Below are 18,920 nucleotides of genomic sequence, written 5' to 3' on the forward strand. Positions count from 1 at the left end.
TATTTATCAAGGTCCACGGCACTTTTCGTGTGTCCAAAAATACTTATTGCGAAAACTATTGACGGAGTTGGACTAACCTTATCCGAAAAGCGAAGCTTCATATCGGCATTGCAAAAGGAGCATTCCGTGCGAGATATTTGTGGTATCCTCGGTGTCAACCGGAGCAGTCTCTATTATCAGCCGAAAGCGGATCCGTCTGAAGAGGTGCTTCTCGCTGAAATTCAGAAACTTGCTGGCGCGTATCCGAGATACGGATATCGGCGTATCCGAGAGCTCTTGGTGCGTCAGGGATACACTGTTGGGACCCGACGCGTCGCCCGGTTGATGAGAGAAAATCATCTCCGCGTCTCCGTCACGCGTGTCTGTCGAACAACAAGATCGCTTCAGGGGGATAAACCGTGGCACAACCTGATCGAAACGCTTGAGATTTCTCATGCAGATCAGGTCTGGGTGGCTGATATTACCTACATCCGTCTCAAGAGACACTTCGTCTATCTCGCACTGCTCATGGACGTTTTCACCCGAATCATCAAAGCGTGGCAGCTCGGTCCACACTTGAACCAAACTCTGACGCTCAAACCGCTCCAAGAAGCATTCTGCCACAGCGTCTGTGAGATTCATCATTCCGATCAAGGCGTGCAGTATCTTTCAAACGCTTATATCGCAACACTCCAAGCACAAGGCGTTGAGATTTCCGTGGCACACCGCGGACGGCCTTGGGAGAACGGATATGCCGAAAGACTCATCCGCACGCTCAAAGAGGAGGAAGTTGACATCAATGACTATCAAAGCATCACCGAGGCGAGAGATCGCATCGGACATTTTATCAGACAGGTGTATCACCAGAAACGCCCGCATTCGGCGTTAGGGTATCTGACACCTATCGAATTTCAACGAAAAACCTTATCTTAACTTTGCGAAATTGTGGTCTAAATACGCGTATGCACTACAATCTGTATTATGCAGACCAGTGATAGGCACTTTGTTGACATGATTCCTGATCAATATGTATACGGTTTTACAAGTAAAGAAGAAGCCGAAAATGCCCTTAAAACAATCGCAAGATCTATAAATAGGGATTCACTTGTGGATTTATCATTAAATACGGATCAGAATATCACTCCCAATAACCAAACAAAATACTTTATTGGGCATGGCGGTTCACTTGAGTGGCTAAAACTTAAGGATTTTTTAGAGAATACATTAGGGCTTCCTTACGAAGAATTCAATCGTATTCCACAGGCTGGTAAAATCACCAGTGACCGTCTCAAAGAAATGCTGGAATCGTGTTGTATGGCATTTCTTATTATGACAGGTGAGGACGAACATACCGACGGCACGCTACACGCTCGTAGTAACGTGATTCATGAAATCGGGTTGTTTCAAGCTCAACTTGGTTATGAAAGGGCAATCATTTTACTCGAGGAAGGTTGTGAGGATTTTAGTAACATTCACGGAATTACATATATCTCATTTCCAAAAGGAAACATTAGGGCAGCCTTTGAGGATATTCGTGAGGTCTTGGAACCAGAATCTATATTAGAGTAAAACAATGCAAATAGATATTACTTGTAGTGCCACCATTTATTAGGGCCACAATTCCCTAAAGTTAAGACAAGTTTTTTTGCTGAAATTCCATAGGTGTCAAATACCCTAACGCCGAATGTGGGCGTTTGAGATGATACACTTGTGTGATGAAATGATCGATGCGATCTCTCGCTTCGTGGATGTTCTGATAGTCGTTAAGGTGGACTTCTTCTTCCTTGAGGGTGCGGATCAACCGTTCTGCGTATCCGTTCTCCCAAGGGCGCCCTCTGTGCGCTACCGAAATCTCAACGCCATGCTGCTTCAGCAGTGAGATATAGGCATTTGAAAGATACTGCACGCCTTGATCAGAGTGATGAATCTCACAAACCCCGTCGTCTAAAGCTTGCTCTAAGGGGTGCAAGGTCAAAGATTGCGTCAAGTGTTGACTGAGATTCCACCCTCTAATCATGCGCGTGAAGACATCCATGAGCAGAGCGACATAGACGAAGCGTCTGTTGAGTCGGACGTAGGTGATATCACCCACCCAGACCTGATCGCATCGGCAGATATCAAGGGTCTTCAGGCGATTCTGCCACGGTTGCCGACTCTCAGCGGAGTGGGTCGTTTGACACGCCCGTTTGACAGCCACCAAGAGGTTGGCTGCTTTCATCAACCGGGTGACGCGCTTATACCCAACGGTGTATCCTTCAGCCACCAGCAGCTTCGTGATACGTCTATATCCGTATGTTGGATAGGTCGCCGCTAACTCCTCTATTCTCGTTCGCAGTCCCTCTTGAGAAGGGTCGCTCTTGGGTTGATAATAGAGAAGATTCCGGTTGTAGCCGAGGGTTTTACAAATCTGTCGAATCGAATATGAAGAAGCATTGTGCACTTTTTCCACCATTTCTCGTTTCTTTGATGCCGTTAGGTCAACCACTTCGCGGCTTTTTTTTCAATGTCTAAGGCGACCGTGAGACGCCCAACGAGTTGCTCAAGGTGAGCGATCCGCGACGCATCCGCCGCTGACGCTTTATCCTTGGATCCAAACAGAGACGCAAAGTTTTCAATCGCTTGCTGTTTCCACTTCGACAGCTGTTGTTCGCTGAGGTTATGGTGTCTACAGACTTCTGCTTGCGAAGTTTCACCGCGGAGTGCCTCCAGAACGACCTCCGCTTTAAACTCGGGTGTGTATCTCGTTCGTTTCGCCATCGGAATCCTCCTTTCGAGTAGATTGTTAGTATATCACAATCTTGCCTTAGGGGGTGGCCCTAATTTCCGGTGGCAGTACAACTGGTTATGTTACAGAACCACTCGTAGGTTATCATTTTACAATTACGGTCACAAGCGATAGCGTTGAACACCTATCACTAAGTGATATTCAGATTTCAAAAGAAGTAAGGATTTACATAAGTCCCGACCGTTATCCCACCGACTTCCATAGCGAATTTGAAAAGATAACAAAGGAGGACTATCGCAGAGGTAGTATAAACAAGTGCCTTTCTCTTAGCAAGGCATTAGAAATAGGTGACCAAATAGAATGCTCTGTATTTATAGTTGAGCCGGAAACTCGTAGTGGGGTTACAACCTATGCCATTAATAATCGTCGTACAGATATTGAAACCTACGCTGATTTTGACCACCTATGGCTATATCCGAATAACAGATATTTTAGACGATCAGAGGCGGATTCCCAGGAGTCTCTAAAATTCCGAAAAAAATGGCGTTATACGTGTATAAACAGGGAAAGATATGAAAAAATAACAGGTTATACATTGTTTGGCTACAGAAGAAAAAAGTGGGTAAACAAAAACCCTAAAATGACATTCCCAATAATATGGTGCATACAGGTTAAAACCACAGCCTCTAACCTATGGAAAAGAATTACAGGGCCGGAAAACCCACCAAAAACGACTACCCACAAACTTGCTATAATTGGTATTCTTGTTGGCATAATGGGTTTTGTTGCCACTATTGTTTTCGGTATAATCAGTATTGTTTTCGGTAGGTTGTTTTAGATAACCATAATTTCATCCCAAAACTACTTATTGTGTAAATCAAAAGGAGAGAAATCCGAGTGGTAAATTATCAGAAATATATGCGTTCAAAAGAGTGGAAAGCGAAACGGCAGGAAAAATTAGAGGCATGTAAACATAAGTGCGAGTGTGAGGGCGGGTGCTACAGAAAGGCAACCCAAGTCCACCATTTGCACTATGACACGCTGGGTGAAGAAAGTATTCAGGACTTGCAAGCTCTCTGTCCAAAATGCCACATGCAAAAGTCTGATGTAAGAGGGTTTTATGGTAACGTGCCGCGGTATTGTTGCCAAACCGAACCGATAGAGGAAAGTGAAAACCCAAAGAAAATCCTACCTTATTCTGTTTGGAACGAGGCGAACTTTCATTATCAAATGAATACTGATAAGTATGAAAATATCGCAAATCAGTTAGGAACAGACCCCGTAATTGCCTCACTCCTTGACAACCTCGCAATTATGTTTGCCTGCGACGATATAGTAGTTGAACCTAAAATTACGGAGGCGATAGAGGATTACACGGACGTAGTGCCTGCTTCAGAGGTCGGTTTGGAAGGTTATTGTGATACTGTCTATCGGATAAAACCGGAATTTCAAAAGTATTTTCCAAGTGACGAGTATGGCGAGTGATGGGTATAACGGTTGAAGTTAATTGCAATACACATTTCGCCCCGCTGGAGCTGAAGATACTGGAGGACGCGTTTCTATACACATTTCGCCCCGTTGGAGCTTTGTTTTTTGGCGACACATGTTTCTACACAGATGCCTCCCTTCGCGGGCTGGAGATCAAACAAAAAAGTTATGAAAATCCGCGTAATCTGTGTAATCCGATAAATCCGCGATTCAGACAAGCATAGGCGAGGTTAGGAAACCTCTCCAGCAGAGAATGGAATCAAAACCTACAAGGCAGGTAAGTTTTTGACAATTTCCACTGTCCGTAAACTTACATGGATAACGCGGGCGATGAGATCTACGATATACAGCGGCTCCCCCACCCGGTTCGGGTCGTTCACAATCCCACTCCGTTTGTCAGTCTTGACACGATATTGATCTACAATCCATTCCAATGCAGAACGCGTGCCTAACTGATAGTCGTACACTTCCGGGGGGATACCCGCCAGCGTCAAGAAATCGTTATATTTCAGATGCGTTTTATCTTTGGACAATCGCATCTTCTCAACGCGCCAATCTATCGGGGTATCGGGGGTCTCGATGTATTTTAATTTATCGTATTTCGGGCAGGATTCGTAGTTGATGTGGTGGTCTGCTAACTGCGCGCCTGCGTTGGCAAATCCCCAGAAATCCTCGGCATAGGGGATATGCGGCAGATCGCGCTTGAGGTTCATCTGATACTTCTCACGATAGGTAGGGTGGTGCAAGAGTCCGTAGGTATAGTGGAAAATGTCCCACTTGGTGATGGTGTTGTCGTCGTAATGGTTTTGGAATTCTGCCAATGCCCAATCCGTGATGTTCTCTTGTCGATTCGTGCCGTTCTCGGCATAGGTATAGAAGGGAAAACATTGGGAACCGCTCTGTGGCAGTAAGTCTGGAATCTGGTTTGCCATTAGTGAAAACATCGGCAATTCTTTCCCAACCTTAAGCCATATCACCCGGTTTTCTGTCTCAGTCTCTGGTATAGGAAAAATAGACGGAAACAGATAGACACAATTGTTGAGAACGCGATCAAAAAATAGGTTTGATTTTGTAAAGGGCCGGTAAAGTGTATTGCGCACCTTGTTTTCTGCATATTCAGCAGGTCTGCCCCGTTGCAAGTGTTGACGTAATTCCCGATCCCATTTAATCTTTGTGTCATCATAAATCACAAAATCATTGACATTCACCCGCTGGTTTTCTCGACGATTCCACCTATCCACCTCTGCGTTGTAAGTGCCAATCATTCCCCGAATGTTCTCGTTAAGGACATCTCGGTTAAAGTTGTAAACCCAAGCATCGCGACCTGTTTTAACACCTGCACTATAGGTTTTGAAAATCACACCCGCCGTTTCGCCCTTTGCTGCTTTCGCTTCCTTCGTTCCCACCGGGATAAACGTATCAAATTCGGCGTGGAGCCCTTCGGTTAACCATGCATACTGTTTATCCGGTTGAATTGGATTCCATTCTATGGTTCCTATGTGTTGGTGTTCATTCAGAAAATTAAACTTTCTCTCCTTATTCCACAAATCATCGGTCCGATAATAAAAGATATTGGGTTTTTCTGATGGGTTCTGCTTGTTCTTGACAAACAAATTGATACTCACACCAACCCGAATTCCGAACACATTTGCATCGGAAATCTTTAATCCTTTCCGTGCGTTGCCACCCAGATCCAGAACGTAAATCGTGTCGAAATCTTCCGATAGGTGTTTTCGCATCCCGTCAAATGCCAAACCCTCGAGAAATCCGCTGTTCGTCACAAAGGCAACAACGCCTTCGTCTTCAATACGGTCGCATGCCCATCGAATCGCTTTGATGTATGGATCGTAGAGGGCACTCTTAAGTGTCGCTTTGGAATCTGCAGCGTAGGTGTCTGTGATTCGCGCGTCCATTGTTTCATACTTCCGATTTCTGTTGTTGTCGCTATCGTTCACCTGCCACGCGTTGTAAGGCGGGTTACCGATGACGACGAACATATCCGCCGCCTTTTGTCTCTCAACCCGTTCCGTGTTTTCACGTGTGAAGAGTTCGCCTTGCTGCCGCTCAAGCAGCTCAAATGTGTCGGCAAGCACTATCCCTTCAAACGGCAGATACGTACCCGTCCGACGGAAGTACTCTTGTTCAATGTTCAGGCTGGCGATGTAGTAGGGCAGAAGCATCACCTCGTTGCAATGCAACGCATGGCGGTATTTTGCCTCTAACGTCGTGCCTTGGATGTCCTGCATGAGTCGAACAATGAAGTTACCCGTGCCAACAAATGGATCGATGATATGCACACCGGTATCCGACAGGGACCGATTGAACTCGGTATCAAGGATATGTTCGACACTCTTCACCATGAAATCTACGATGGGTTGTGGCGTGTAGACGATACCGTGTGTATCCGCTACATCTTCGGAGAACCCTTGAAAAAACTTCTCGTAAAAGGTGTTGAGGAAGTGCTGTTTTTGGGAGAAGTCTTTACAGAGTGCCGATGCCTGCTCAATTGCCACGTAGAACCGATCCAAGGGTTTGAGAAATTCTTCACGACTGAACGCCTCTCGGATTAGGGCATCCACAACGTTTTCAATTTCGCGTGCGATGATATTTCGGCGGGTGAAGGCGGAATTGTTAAAGACCGTACGGAAGATGCGTTCGGTGAGGATATGTTGAACGAGCATCTCTTCAACGGCATCTTGTGAAAGGTCTGGGTTAATGGAGGTGCGGCAGGTTTCGTAAAAATCGGTGAACGCCTTCTTGAACGCTGTATCGGTGTCGTGGCGTTCTTCAATGAGTTCCTTTAGCCTATTTGCAAGGTCTGGGACATGTTCCCTGAAATCCGAGACGGCTGTCTGCCAATTGTCGAGTGCGGGTGCGGTATAAGTGAATAGATATTGGAGTACGCCAATCAGACGCGCGGGTTCGGTGATGTCGGTGTCCAGTGCGACCTGTCCGTTTTGGTATAAGATGGCGCGCGTTGGGTTTTGGAAGAGGGTATTGTCGAGCGGATAGCCAGCGTCACATTTGTCTTGGACGGCTTTGATGAGGTCATCATCTGTATCTTTTGCCTCCCAGTACGCGAATGGGAGTCCATAAGCGTCAAGGACAACACCGTCAATGACAATGCGGTTGCCTTCTGGTGCCTGCATACGATATTGCGGGACGAGTGTGGCGTTGACCTGTTTCGCACAAGCTTGTAGGAGTGTATCAAAAGGCGCGCTGACGGCACCTTCGTGTGTGATGGCGTGCTTGTCGTACTGTTGCAGCGTAGCATAGTAGTCTCGGATTGCTTTATGGTTGGGTTTGAGGTTGAGTTTTGGCATGAAAATAGCATAACAGGTTTGGAGTAATGAGTCAATTCGTTTTCGGTTTTGATTTTCGTTCCATTGATTTTTGTCACACCCGTTTCTGTAAAATGTGCTATAATGCGGTTATGCGGTAGTGTGCTTAAGTCTTGGGAATAAAAAAGTACGGAGGAAAAGTTAATATGAGTGAAAAAGAACAACAGACCTCTGAAGAGAGTTCAGCTGAAGAGAACAACCCACCTACCCCCGAAGATAACCTCTCGGTTACACATCACAGCGTTACGATTAACGGTGAAGAGATTCGTTATACCGCGACGACGGGGACACTTGTGCTAAAAGAGGAAGTCGATAAGGAAGGTGAGAAAGCGAAAGCGTCGGTGTTTTTTATTGCGTATACCCGCGATGATGTAGAAGATTTGTCCGAACGCCCAATAACTTTCTCCTTCAATGGAGGTCCTGGATCTTCGTCGGTATGGCTACATTTGGGTGTGTTAGGTCCGCGGTGTGTGAAACCTGACGATGACGGCGAACTGCCACAGCCTCCATACGAACTCAAGAATAACGACTGCTCCATTTTAGACAAGACGGATCTGGTCTTCATTGATCCTGTGAGTACGGGTTTCAGTAGAGCAGTACCGGGGGAAGAGGCAAAGCAGTTTCATGGGTTCAAGAAGGATATTGAGTCTGTGGGAGACTTTATCCTGCTGTATTTGGGACGCTATAAACGCTGGGGTTCACCGAAGTTCCTCATTGGCGAAAGCTACGGAACGACGCGCGCCAGTGGACTCTCCGGTTACCTGCAGGAACGGCACGGTACCTATCTCAACGGTATTATGCTCGTCTCGGTCGTTCTGAATTTTCAGACGATCCGGTTTGCACCTGGAAACGATCTGCCGTATATCCTCTATTTGCCTACTTATGCAGCGACGGCATTGTATCACGGTAAATTGGAAGCGGATGTCCAACTTGAGTCCTTTATGGACGAGGTCAGAGTATTCGCAATGGGCGATTACACGACGGCTCTGATGCAAGGGAGTGCGTTACCTGCTGACCAACGTGCTAACATTACGCAACAACTCGTGAAATATACTGGGTTGAGTGCTGAATATATTGAGCGGACGGACTTGCGCATTAACATCGCCCGTTTCTGCAAGGAGCTTCTCCGAGACGAAGATCGCACAGTCGGACGGTTCGATAGTCGCTACAAAGGTATTGATCGGGATTCCGCAGGTGAGATGTATGAATACGACCCCAGTTCAGCAGTTGTTCAAGGCGCATACACGGCAATGCTCAACTACTACGTCCGTGATGAACTGGAATTTGCGTCTGACCTTCCGTATGAAATCTTGAGCAGGCGTGTGCATCCATGGGACTATGGCGATCACCAGAATGAATACGTCAACGTTGCGGATACGCTTCGGAAGGCGATGACGACCAACCCTGCGCTAAAGGTCTTTGTTGCTAACGGTTATTACGATCTGGCAACACCGTTTTTGGCATCAGAGTATACCTTTAGTCACCTTGGACTCGATAAATCCTTACAGGACAACATCTCAATGGCTTACTATCAGGCAGGGCACATGATGTACATTGACCAAGGCGAATTGCAGAAGATGAAAAGAGACCTGGATGCATATCTTGATAGTGTGCTTTCAGGGGAGTAGGTTATGAGTTATCAGAGAGAATTTGAGAAGCGGTTAGATGTTGCGGTTGTGGGGGTCGGTTCACACGGGTATCGGAATGTACTACCGACAATGACCTTTCTTCCGGTACGGCTGAAGGCGTTGTGCGACCTTGATATCGAGCGTGCGCGTATCACTGCCAAGCAGTACGGTGTTGATGCGTTTTATCCAAACATGGCAGAGATGTTTGAGAGCGAAGAATTGGACGCTGTTTTTTTGTGTGCACCGCCGCGTCTGCACCCCGAATTGACGTGTGAGGCACTGGATGCGGGGATGCATGTCTGGTTAGAAAAGCCGCCGGGGATGTTTGCGGATGAAGTTTCGGAGATGATCGCTCACCGGAAGGATCGCGTCGTCGTGGTTGGATTCAAAAAGGCGTTCATGCCCGCGACGCAGAAGATTATCGAAATCTTTGCAACAGAGGAATACGGTGCCTTACGCAGCATTTTAGGGGTCTATCCGATGACGATTCCGAGCGATGGCAAACGTATCCTACGCGAGAAGGTACATACGAATTGGCTTCAAAATGGGGTACATCCGTTGTCGCTGCTCGTCGCGGTCGGTGGGAAGGTTGCAAATGTGACGGCTCACAGAGGCAGGCGCGGTGGCGGCGCGTGCATATTGGAATACGAAAGCGGTGTGATTGGCAACTTCCATTTGGCTGATGGTGCGAGACATGGGCAGCCTTCGGAACTCTATCAGTTTTTCGGCGATGGGTGTCATGCTGAAATTCAGAACGGTGTACGTGTCGTACTCCAGCGCGGCGTGTCTTTCAATTACAGCGGTAGCACGAGTTATGTGCCTGAAGGCTTTGACAGCGGCGCGATTGTCTGGGAACCGCAAAACAGTCTGGGAACGCTTGAAAACAAAGCATTTTTCACACAAGGCTTCTACCAGGAGATGCGGTATTTCTGTGATTGTATTCTGGAGGGCAGACCGGCGGAACAAGGCTCGCTTGAGTTTGCGTTGGAAGTGATGAAAGTTTATGAGGCGGGGCTTCGCTCGGAAGGTGAGACTGTCGCTGTTTGACAGAAATAATGGCATTCGGAGGCAAAGATGCTGACAAAATTGATTTGCCGTAATTTCAAACACTTTGGCGAAGTTGAGATTGAATTGGGGAATCCGGTCGTCTTCATCGGTCCGAATAACTCCGGCAAGACAACAGCGTTACAAGCCCTTGCTTTATGGGAAATAGGTCTCAAACGGTGGAATGACAACCGCAAAGGGAAAACAAACCCGGAAAAGCGTCCGGGTGTTGTCATCAACCGGCTCGACCTCATCTCTGTTCCTGTGCCGAATGCGCGATTGCTCTGGCGAGATTTGCAAGTTCGCGACGTGAAAAGGGTTGAGGGTAGACAACGGACTCAAAACGTCCGTATAGATATTATTGTGGAGGGTGTTACCGCTAACAAAGCATGGCAATGTGGTTTTGAGTTTGATTATGCCAATCAGGAATCTTTTTATTGTCGCCCACTGAGAACATCAGAAATAGAGGGGGAAGTATCCGCTCGAATGCCTGTCGCAGAAGAGGCGGAACGCCTCTCTGTTGCCTTCCTGCCCCCGATGTCTGGACTCACATCCAACGAAACACGACTCGATCAAGGGGCAATCAATGTCCGGATTGGAGAGGGACGGACAGCAGAGGTTTTGCGGAATCTCTGTTATCAAATTTCACAAGATGAAGAAAAATGGAAAGGACTCTGCAAGCAAATCAACGATCTGTTTGGCATACAACTTGAGAAACCGGATTATATACCGGGACGTGGAGAGATTACGATGAGTTATCGGGAAGCGTCTAATGTATCTTTAGACCTTTCTTCATCGGGACGCGGTTTACAGCAAACGCTTCTACTACTTGCCTACATTGCTACACACCCGGGTTCTGTTTTATTACTTGACGAACCCGATGCACACCTCGAAATCCTTCGGCAACGGCAAATTTATCAGGTCCTTACAGACTTGGCAATGGAACACGGGAGCCAGATCGTTGCCGCCAGCCATTCTGAGGTTGTCCTCAGAGCGGCAGTAAAGCGCGACGATGCTGTTATCGCATTTCTTGGTAAGCCCCATCGTATTAACGATCGCGGCAGTCAATTGCTTAAATCGCTTATAGACTTTGATTTTGAACAATATTACCAAGCACAGCAAAGGGGTTGGGTGCTTTATCTTGAAGGGTCTACAGACCTCTCAATCTTGCAAGCATTTGCCGAGAAACTCGATCACCCCGCGCAAAAAATATTGAAAGCACCTTATACCTATGACATCAGCAACCGACAAGGAAAAGCTCATAAGCACTTTTATGCGTTACGAGAGGCAAAACCAGATCTGGTGGGATTCTGTCTCCTTGATCGAATTACTGGGCAGCTTCAGCAAGTTCCTGGATTAATAACCTATGCATGGCAGCGGCGCGAGATTGAGAACTACATTGTTCCCACCCAAAAAGTGTTAATTGGCTGGGTACGCAATGCAGCGGGAGGCCCTCTGTTCTCGGATACTTGGGCTACTACGATGGAGGAAATCATTACGGAAATTGAAAAAGCCCGAGTAACACTCCGTCAAGAATCGCCATGGTCTCCAGATATAAAAGTGACTGACGACTTCCTAGATCCACTTTTCGAGGCTTTCTTTGAAAAATTGGAAATGACGAATTTTATGCGAAAAACAAATTATTATACTTTAGTTGAATATCTACCAGCAGAACAGATTGATCCTGAAGTCACCAATGTACTGGACATGGTTTTAGAGGTCGCCAATAAAGCAGTGCCGTTGGGCAGTGTGTAAAATATAAAAAGGAGGTAAACGTGGAATATAGAAGATTAGGAAAAAGTGGACTCAAGGTATCTGAAATCTGTTTAGGGACGATGACCTTCGGTCACGGTGCCGATGAAACGGAATCACACAAGATGGTGGATCTGGCTTTGGATGCAGGTGTGAACTTCTTTGATACGGCTAATTCCTATGCGGATGGCGAGTCTGAAATCCTGCTTGGCAAGGCACTCAAGGGACGACGACGCGATGCGGTCGTAGCGACCAAATTTTTCAACCCGATGGGTACCGGTCCCAACGACTCTGGTATGTCTCGCGTCCATATCATGCAAGCGATTGACGATAGCCTTAAACGTCTACAGATGGATTATGTAGACATCTACTATATCCACCACGTTGATTTACAAACCCCATTAGAAGAAATGCTTCAAGCACTCGACGATCTGGTTCGACAAGGAAAAGTACGCTATACGGCGTGCAGTAACTACCAAACATGGCTATTATCCGAGGCGTTATGGCTCAGCGATACGAACGGTTGGACACAGTTCTCCTGCTATCAACCACAGTATAGCCTCGTTGTGCGAGATATAGAGCAAGAACTTGTGCCGCTCTGTGAACTTAAAGGGTTGGGTGTCGTTGTATGGAGTCCGTTAGCGGGTGGATTCCTCTCTGGTAAATACAGACCGGGGGAACGGACGCAAGGTGGAACACGCTCCGAAGAGGGTTGGGCATACCCGGAACGCTATTTTGCTGAGAACGCTGATGAGACGTTGCAAACACTGTTTGATGTCTCTGATGAACTTGAACGGAGTCCTGCGCAAGTTGCGCTCCGGTGGGTGCTTGAACAACGCGCAATGACCTCAGTGATTGTTGGGGCAAGGCATACGGAGCATCTGCGTGATAACCTCGGCGCAGCAGGGTGGCGACTTGAAGGCGAAGCACTTCAAAAACTCAACGAGGTCTCACATCTGCCGGATCGGTACCCGGAAGCGATGGAAAAGAATATGCATGAACGACGGGATAGTGCGGTTAATATGCCGAGTTTGTAGAACTACCCTTCAAAAAAGCGAACTTTTCTCTTTTCGATTTGACTAAATTAGCAAAGCGGCACATATTTCAGCCACATACTCTTCGGAGCGAAAGAAAGGGAAAAGATAATTTAGCGTCTTACTATTAGAAGGGGTATCTATAATGCTAATAAGAAAATGGAAACTTATTGCAATTGTTGGTGCGGCTGTCCTGGTTGCAGCGGTCGCGGTTGTCGTGGGACGCATGGTATTTGCAACCAAAGACGAAGCAGCCAATGCTGATGCATCAGCAGTTAAAACAGCAATCGTTGAACGGGGGGATATTGCGGTCACAATTGACGCAACGGGGACTATCAAACCGTTGAATATCGTCAAGGTCAGTTCCAAAGCGAGCGGAAAGATTCTAAAACTCAATGTTGATGCCGGTGATTACGTCGAGCAAGATGACATCATCGCGATTATTGAAACCACCTACGTCCAAATTAGCTTGGAGCAGGCTGAAGCGGATTTGCGATCTGCGCAAGCGCGTTTGCAACAGGCAGAAATTGACCTCCAACTCCAGAAAGAACAATCGGCAATCCAGATTCGTCAAGCTGAGGAATCTCTCCTTGAAGCGAAACAACGCCTCGTCCAACTGCAGGAGGAGATTCGGCTTGAAAAGATAGCAAATGCCCGCGGGGTCATGGATGCCGAAAACAGCCTCAAAATCGCTGAGATTCGGTATAAATTGCTGACATCTGATGAAGTGCGGGATGAAAATAGGCGGCGGGCGCAAGCCTCCTTAGATCAAGAAAAAGCAAACTTAGAACTCGTGCAAGCAGAGCATAAACGGAACAAAACACTCTACGAGAAAGAGCTCATTTCACAAGCAGCATTAGAATCCTCACAGGCACAGCTTAAATCGGCAGAGGCGCGATATAAATCCGCTGAGGAAAACCTGAAATTGGTAGAGAAACCCGCCACTGAAGCCGAACTTGAACTCGGGCGCGCGGATATTAAAAAGGCGGAATTCAACCTCGCGCTCGCCAAAGAACGCGTAGAGGCTGAAGCCACACGAGATATGGACATTGAACTTCAGCAGCAACGGATTGTACAGGCTGAAGAGTCTTTGAAACTCACAGAGGCGAATCGAAAACAAATTGAACGGAAAGAACGCGACCTGGAGACTGCACGCTCATCGGTCAAACGGAGTGAAACGCAGCTGGAGCTTCGTCAAATCGAATATAACGATACTGTTATCAAAGCCCCTATTTCTGGAACAATCCTTGAAAAATTGGTTGAAGAGGGACAGGTAATCACTTCACGTCTCTCCTCACTTGCCTCAGAAGAAGGGCAAACGCTTGTCACAATGGCTGACCTCGACACCGTCTATGTTGTGACAGATGTTGACGAAACCGACATCGGTAAGATAGAGATCGGGCAACCTGTAACAATCACAGTCGAAGCCTATCCCGATACGCCGTTCCAAGGGGAAGTCTTGAAAATTGCACCCCAAGGTCAAGCGATCCAGAATGTGACGACGTTTGAAGTGACCTCTGAGTTGAAAAACGTGGAAGCGACAAGCACACGGCAAGGCACGGTAAGAGGTGCTGGCAGATGGCAAGGACAAGGCGGTGGTGCCCGTCCAGACTTCGCAAATATGACTGAGGAGGAGCGGGAACGTTTCCGTGCGATGCGTCAACAACGGCAGGCAGAAGGTGGTGCAAGCGAAAGGTCAAGCCCTGATGCGCAAGAAGCTCCGACACAAGCGACCCCGACGGAGGAACAACCTGTCGCACAAGCAGAAGAGACTCCTGACGATGATTGGGGTGGACTTTTCGGAGGCTTCTTTGAAGAAGCACCTATTGTAGAAGCACCAACGCAACCTGAACCCGCAGAGACCGAAGATACAAAGATACCCTTCCTCAAGCCCGGCATGAACGCCACCGTCCAGATCTCGGCTGTTAACAGAATGGATATTCTCACATTACCAACTGAAGCCGTGCTTGATATGCGAGGCAGGAAAATGGTGAGAATTATCGGACCAGACGGACAACCCGGACGACCACAGCCGGTCGTGACAGGTGTCAACAGTTTTGACAAAATCGAAATCATTTCTGGGCTTGCCGAAGGGGATACCGTTGTAATCGGGGGTGCTGGACCTGGGGGTGGCGGCGGTGGTGAAGATTGGCGGCGACGCATGATGCAGAATCCGGCTTCCACAATGCGCCGAATGACCGGTGGCGGCGGCCGTGGTGGACGATAGGTTTATCAATCGGCTTGCTGGTGTAGCTAATGACATGAAAAATACATTCGCAAGATCCGGTTCGGTTAGAAACCGCACCTACCGCGGTCAGAGGCATAGGAGGAAATACTTATGAGTATCTTGGAGAGTCTTACAAACGCATTCAGTGCCTTATTGGCGAATAAACTCCGGTCTATGTTAACGATGTTAGGGGTCATCATCGGGGTTGGGGCGATTATAACGACGACTTCAATTGGAGAAGGCGCGAAAGCCGACGTTACAGAACGGATTCAAACGCTCGGTGCGAACATTCTCGCTGTTCGTCCAGGGCAAAGCAGGACCCGCGGACGCGGTTCTGCTGATGCGCGCAAAAGCCTTACTGTCGCAGATATGGAGGCATTAGAAGCGCGCGGACAGACTTTTGGTTATGTTACACCCGAAGTTAGCAGCCGTGCCCAAGTGAAATATCTCAACAGAAATGTGAATACGACCATTGTTGGGACATCTCCGGCGTATCTTGTCACGGCAAACTTTACAGTTGAGAACGGAAGGTTCTTTACAGACAGTGAGATCCGATACCGTGAACGCGTCTGTGTACTTGGCAAAACCGTTGTTGATAACCTCTTTGAAGGTGTGGACCCTGTTGGCAAAACTGTAAAAATTAAGAACGTCGGTTTCCACGTCGCAGGTGTTATGAAGGAAAAAGGGGCAAGCGGTTGGCGAAACCCGGATGACCAAGTTTTCATTCCGTATACAACCGCCATGAAACGTGTTTTCGGAGAGGAGTACCTATCAAGTATTAGCATACAAGCGAATGACGATAAACTTCTCGAAGCGGCAGAAACTGAAGTAACCGAACTCCTCCGAAAGCAACACGAAATTGCCCCAAATAAAGAACTTGACTTTCACATTCGGAATCAAGCAGAATTCATGGAAACACTCGAAGAATCAAACCAAACCTTCACTAATCTGATTTTGGGAATTGCCGTGGTATCTTTAGTTGTTGGTGGTATTGGTATTATGAATATTATGTTAGTTTCTGTGACGGAGCGGACGAAAGAGATTGGGTTACGCAAAGCCGTCGGGGCACAACGCTCCGATATTCTCGTTCAGTTCCTTGTCGAATCTACAAGCCTTGCAGTCATAGGAGGTGTCATTGGGATTGGTGTCGGCGTCGGTGGTGCAGAATTGGTGACATCGTTCTGGGAGTGGCGAACCCTTGTCTCGCCGATATATGGCATGGTCTCCTTTGTTGTCAGCGCGTTGGTAGGCATCTTTTTTGGGGCATATCCAGCGTGGAAGGCATCCAAACTCCATCCGATTGATGCGCTTAGACATGAATAACGGTTAGCGGTCAGGTCGGAAACCTGCTCACGCAGGTTCCTTTCAGTCGTCAAGATGTTGAAAGGTCTTTTTAATTTTAAGTTTCACGATAGCATAAAAAGGAATCACTATGGGAAAAATAGCAGTTATTGCGGGTGTGGGACCTGGCTTAGGGGCTGCTCTCGCCCGTAAATTTGTAGAGGAAGGCTGCGACGTAGCCCTCCTGTCACGCTCATCCGCCTACATAAAAAACCTCTCTACAAGATTGGGAGAATCCGGTCGTAAAGCCATACCCATCCCAACAGATGTTGCCGAAGCCGAGGAAGTCGCAGCAAGTTTCGCACGCATTCGAGAAGAACTCGGCGATCCGGACATCCTTGTGAATCATGCAGGGAACGCTGCTTGGGGGAGTTTCGCCGATCTCACACCCGAAGCGTTTGAAGGTGCGTGGCGCGTTTGTACGCTCGGTGGATTTCTCTGTTCAAAACAAGTCGTACCGGGGATGCTTCAGAAAGGTGGCGGGAATATACTATTCACGGGTGCGACATCTGCTGTCCGTGGCAGAGCAGGCGCGCTGGCGTTCAGCAGTGCGAAGTATGCCACACGCGGCTTAGCATCGGCACTTGCCCGTGAAGTCGGTCCACAGGGTATCCATGTCTCGCACATCATTATCGACGGTGTTATTGATACACCGGGGGTACGGCAACGCTATAAACTCAGAGAAAACGAGCCGCTCCTTGAACCCGATGCGATCGCGGATACCTATTGGGCTTTGATACAGCAGGAACGGAGTTCGTGGACTTTTGAAGTAGATGTCCGCCCGTATAATGAGGAATTTTTTACTTAAAAGGAAATCGGTGCGGTTACAAACCGCACCTACCGTGATTGGGAACGCTGGGTCCCCTAAAAGGTGCTCTCTTTTGAGGTTAGCGGACACCAGCGTGTCGTTTCGAGGTAGTGGAGTAGCACGGTTTTCGCTGCGGGTGTTCCGATACGATAAAGTGCATGCACGGCATCCCCACGTACGTAACGATTCTCATCAAGCAGGACATTTTGCAATCCTTCAACCGCGCCGGGTGCGTCTCTACCGATTCGCGCCAAGGCGAAAACCGCATTCCGGCGAACGCCAGGGCTTTCATCTTCCAACGCCTTCACAATCCGAGGTACAGCAACTGAGCTCGACTGGCTTGTTGTTCCCAACGCCTCAATCGTGCGCGAACGAACAGCACCAGAAGGGTCGTCCAGTGTTTCGACTAACGCAGGCACCGCGGGTTCAGCCTTGATCCCCAAGTCGCCGAGTGCTTCCGCCGCGTTATCACGCACGTATTCACAGGAATCCTTCAATGCCTCACGTAAGGGTTCAACTGCTGGGGTTCCCACTGCGTTGAGAGCATAACAAGCGTTTCGACGTGTCATCTCCGATTCATCTTGCAAACACTGCACCAACGCAGGCACCGCCGCCTCTCCAAATCGGGGCAATTCATAAGCTGTTTGCAATCCTATTGATTCCGATGTGCTGTTGAGCGCACTGATTAAACTCGATAACGACTCACCGTTCGGCGTTTCGTGCGTGTCAGCATCCTCAATTCCTTGATGCCATTTCCAGAGGTGTTGAAACATTTTCTGATGTTCTGCGGGTCCTGCAAGAGAGCCGTTTGCCCAATCGGTCTCCTTATTTGCCCACGTCGGTTCCTGCGGCTCCGACATGCGGGTATAGAGAAACTTCATCATGTAGCGCCTCTTTTCGCTACTATTAGGCATAGCGCGGTGCCAGAGGTCATAGTTTGCGAAGGCGACTGTTCCCGCTTTGCCAACAACAGGTTGTTCAGGTGAAATCTCTGCGCCTTCACGGGTGCTATAGTAGTGACTCATTGGGACAACTCCGGTAGGACCGAGTTCTAACGGAGTATCTTGCGGATAATAGAAAACGAGTAACCTACGTGTATGATGCGACCAGCGTTTGCCACCGTCTTGGTGCATCCCTTGCCCCTTGCTACCGGGTGGATTATAGTGGGGATGGCGATGCGGTTGCATGTAGTAATCCGCGCCAAGCAGGCTTGTCAAAGCACCTTCAACGTTTGGGTCGTCAAGGACATTCTGAATTTCAGGTATCCGCGGCACGAGGTTATTACCGGGATTACCTTCCTTATCAAAGACGGTCATCGTCTTCTCATAGATTGCATCGTGAAACTGTGCGGGCAGATCGGTTGTAACGGTGACGTAACCGTTCACAATAAAGTGTCGCATCTGCGCATCTGTCAAGAGACCTTCTGCCATTTTTTGTTCCTCCCTCTTTTTTGAAACTTGCCAAAGGGCTGTCTACAAGCGTCCGATGCGTCTAATTATTCCACAAAATTGTGCAATTTTCAAGAAATTTTCCTGTCAAATCCGAAATTGTGA

The 18,920-nt window shown here is 48.0% G+C and carries 15 protein-coding genes; 11 read left to right on the forward strand and 4 right to left on the reverse strand.

Features of this window, described 5'->3' with window-relative positions:
* Positions 1 to 27: 27 nt before the first annotated feature.
* Both OXN25_01615 and OXN25_01620 read left to right on the forward strand, forming a co-directional pair.
* Positions 28 to 912 (forward strand): IS3 family transposase, encoded by an 885-nt coding sequence (locus OXN25_01615; GenBank protein MDE0423545.1) that lies wholly within the window; start codon positions 28 to 30, stop codon positions 910 to 912.
* A gap of 78 nt (positions 913 to 990) precedes the next feature.
* Complete coding sequence (locus OXN25_01620; protein ID MDE0423546.1) at positions 991 to 1,548, forward strand: nucleotide-binding protein; 558 nt, start codon at positions 991 to 993, stop codon at positions 1,546 to 1,548.
* 61 nt (positions 1,549 to 1,609) lie between these two features.
* On the opposite strand, the gene OXN25_01625 is transcribed toward OXN25_01620, so the two are convergent.
* Together OXN25_01625 and OXN25_01630 are read right to left on the reverse strand one after the other, a co-directional pair.
* Positions 1,610 to 2,431 carry an IS3 family transposase gene (locus tag OXN25_01625; protein ID MDE0423547.1) on the reverse strand — a complete coding sequence of 274 codons (822 nt, stop codon included), beginning with the start codon at positions 2,429 to 2,431 and terminating at the stop codon, positions 1,610 to 1,612.
* A gap of 20 nt (positions 2,432 to 2,451) precedes the next feature.
* Complete coding sequence (locus OXN25_01630) at positions 2,452 to 2,736, reverse strand: transposase (protein MDE0423548.1); 285 nt, start codon at positions 2,734 to 2,736, stop codon at positions 2,452 to 2,454.
* 53 nt (positions 2,737 to 2,789) lie between these two features.
* On the opposite strand from OXN25_01630, the gene OXN25_01635 reads away from it, so the two are divergent.
* Complete coding sequence (locus OXN25_01635; protein ID MDE0423549.1) at positions 2,790 to 3,542, forward strand: hypothetical protein; 753 nt, start codon at positions 2,790 to 2,792, stop codon at positions 3,540 to 3,542.
* Between the two features lie 59 nt (positions 3,543 to 3,601).
* Positions 3,602 to 4,189, forward strand: a complete 588-nt coding sequence (locus OXN25_01640) for an HNH endonuclease signature motif containing protein (protein MDE0423550.1) — start codon at positions 3,602 to 3,604, stop codon at positions 4,187 to 4,189.
* A gap of 269 nt (positions 4,190 to 4,458) precedes the next feature.
* On the opposite strand, the gene OXN25_01645 is transcribed toward OXN25_01640, so the two are convergent.
* Positions 4,459 to 7,515 carry an N-6 DNA methylase gene (locus OXN25_01645; protein ID MDE0423551.1) on the reverse strand — a complete coding sequence of 1,019 codons (3,057 nt, stop codon included), beginning with the start codon at positions 7,513 to 7,515 and terminating at the stop codon, positions 4,459 to 4,461.
* Between the two features lie 164 nt (positions 7,516 to 7,679).
* Between OXN25_01645 and OXN25_01650 the strand changes: the two genes are divergently transcribed.
* The 7 genes from OXN25_01650 (at position 7,680) to OXN25_01680 (ending at position 17,367) form a co-directional block, all read left to right on the forward strand.
* Positions 7,680 to 9,161, forward strand: coding sequence for a peptidase S10 (locus OXN25_01650; GenBank protein ID MDE0423552.1), 1,482 nt, complete (start codon positions 7,680 to 7,682; stop codon positions 9,159 to 9,161).
* Positions 9,162 to 9,164: 3 nt separating this feature from the next.
* Entirely contained in the window at positions 9,165 to 10,208 is a 1,044-nt protein-coding gene (locus OXN25_01655) for a Gfo/Idh/MocA family oxidoreductase (protein MDE0423553.1), read from the forward strand.
* Between the two features lie 27 nt (positions 10,209 to 10,235).
* Positions 10,236 to 11,960, forward strand: coding sequence for an AAA family ATPase (locus tag OXN25_01660; protein MDE0423554.1), 1,725 nt, complete (start codon positions 10,236 to 10,238; stop codon positions 11,958 to 11,960).
* Positions 11,961 to 11,980: 20 nt separating this feature from the next.
* Complete coding sequence (locus tag OXN25_01665; protein MDE0423555.1) at positions 11,981 to 12,994, forward strand: aldo/keto reductase; 1,014 nt, start codon at positions 11,981 to 11,983, stop codon at positions 12,992 to 12,994.
* Between the two features lie 142 nt (positions 12,995 to 13,136).
* Positions 13,137 to 15,218: an efflux RND transporter periplasmic adaptor subunit gene (locus OXN25_01670; GenBank protein MDE0423556.1), complete on the forward strand. Its 2,082-nt coding sequence runs from the start codon at positions 13,137 to 13,139 to the stop codon at positions 15,216 to 15,218.
* Positions 15,219 to 15,329: 111 nt separating this feature from the next.
* Positions 15,330 to 16,541 carry an ABC transporter permease gene (locus OXN25_01675; protein MDE0423557.1) on the forward strand — a complete coding sequence of 404 codons (1,212 nt, stop codon included), beginning with the start codon at positions 15,330 to 15,332 and terminating at the stop codon, positions 16,539 to 16,541.
* 109 nt (positions 16,542 to 16,650) lie between these two features.
* Positions 16,651 to 17,367 (forward strand): SDR family NAD(P)-dependent oxidoreductase, encoded by a 717-nt coding sequence (locus OXN25_01680; GenBank protein MDE0423558.1) that lies wholly within the window; start codon positions 16,651 to 16,653, stop codon positions 17,365 to 17,367.
* A 56-nt stretch (positions 17,368 to 17,423) separates the two neighbouring features.
* Here OXN25_01680 and OXN25_01685 read toward each other — a convergent pair whose 3' ends face one another.
* On the reverse strand, positions 17,424 to 18,797 hold the full coding sequence (locus tag OXN25_01685; protein ID MDE0423559.1) for a HEAT repeat domain-containing protein: 1,374 nt from the start codon (positions 18,795 to 18,797) through the stop codon (positions 17,424 to 17,426).
* Between the last annotated feature and the right edge of the window lie 123 nt (positions 18,798 to 18,920).

Source organism: Candidatus Poribacteria bacterium, assembly GCA_028820845.1.
Lineage (GTDB): Bacteria > Poribacteria > WGA-4E > WGA-4E > WGA-3G > WGA-3G.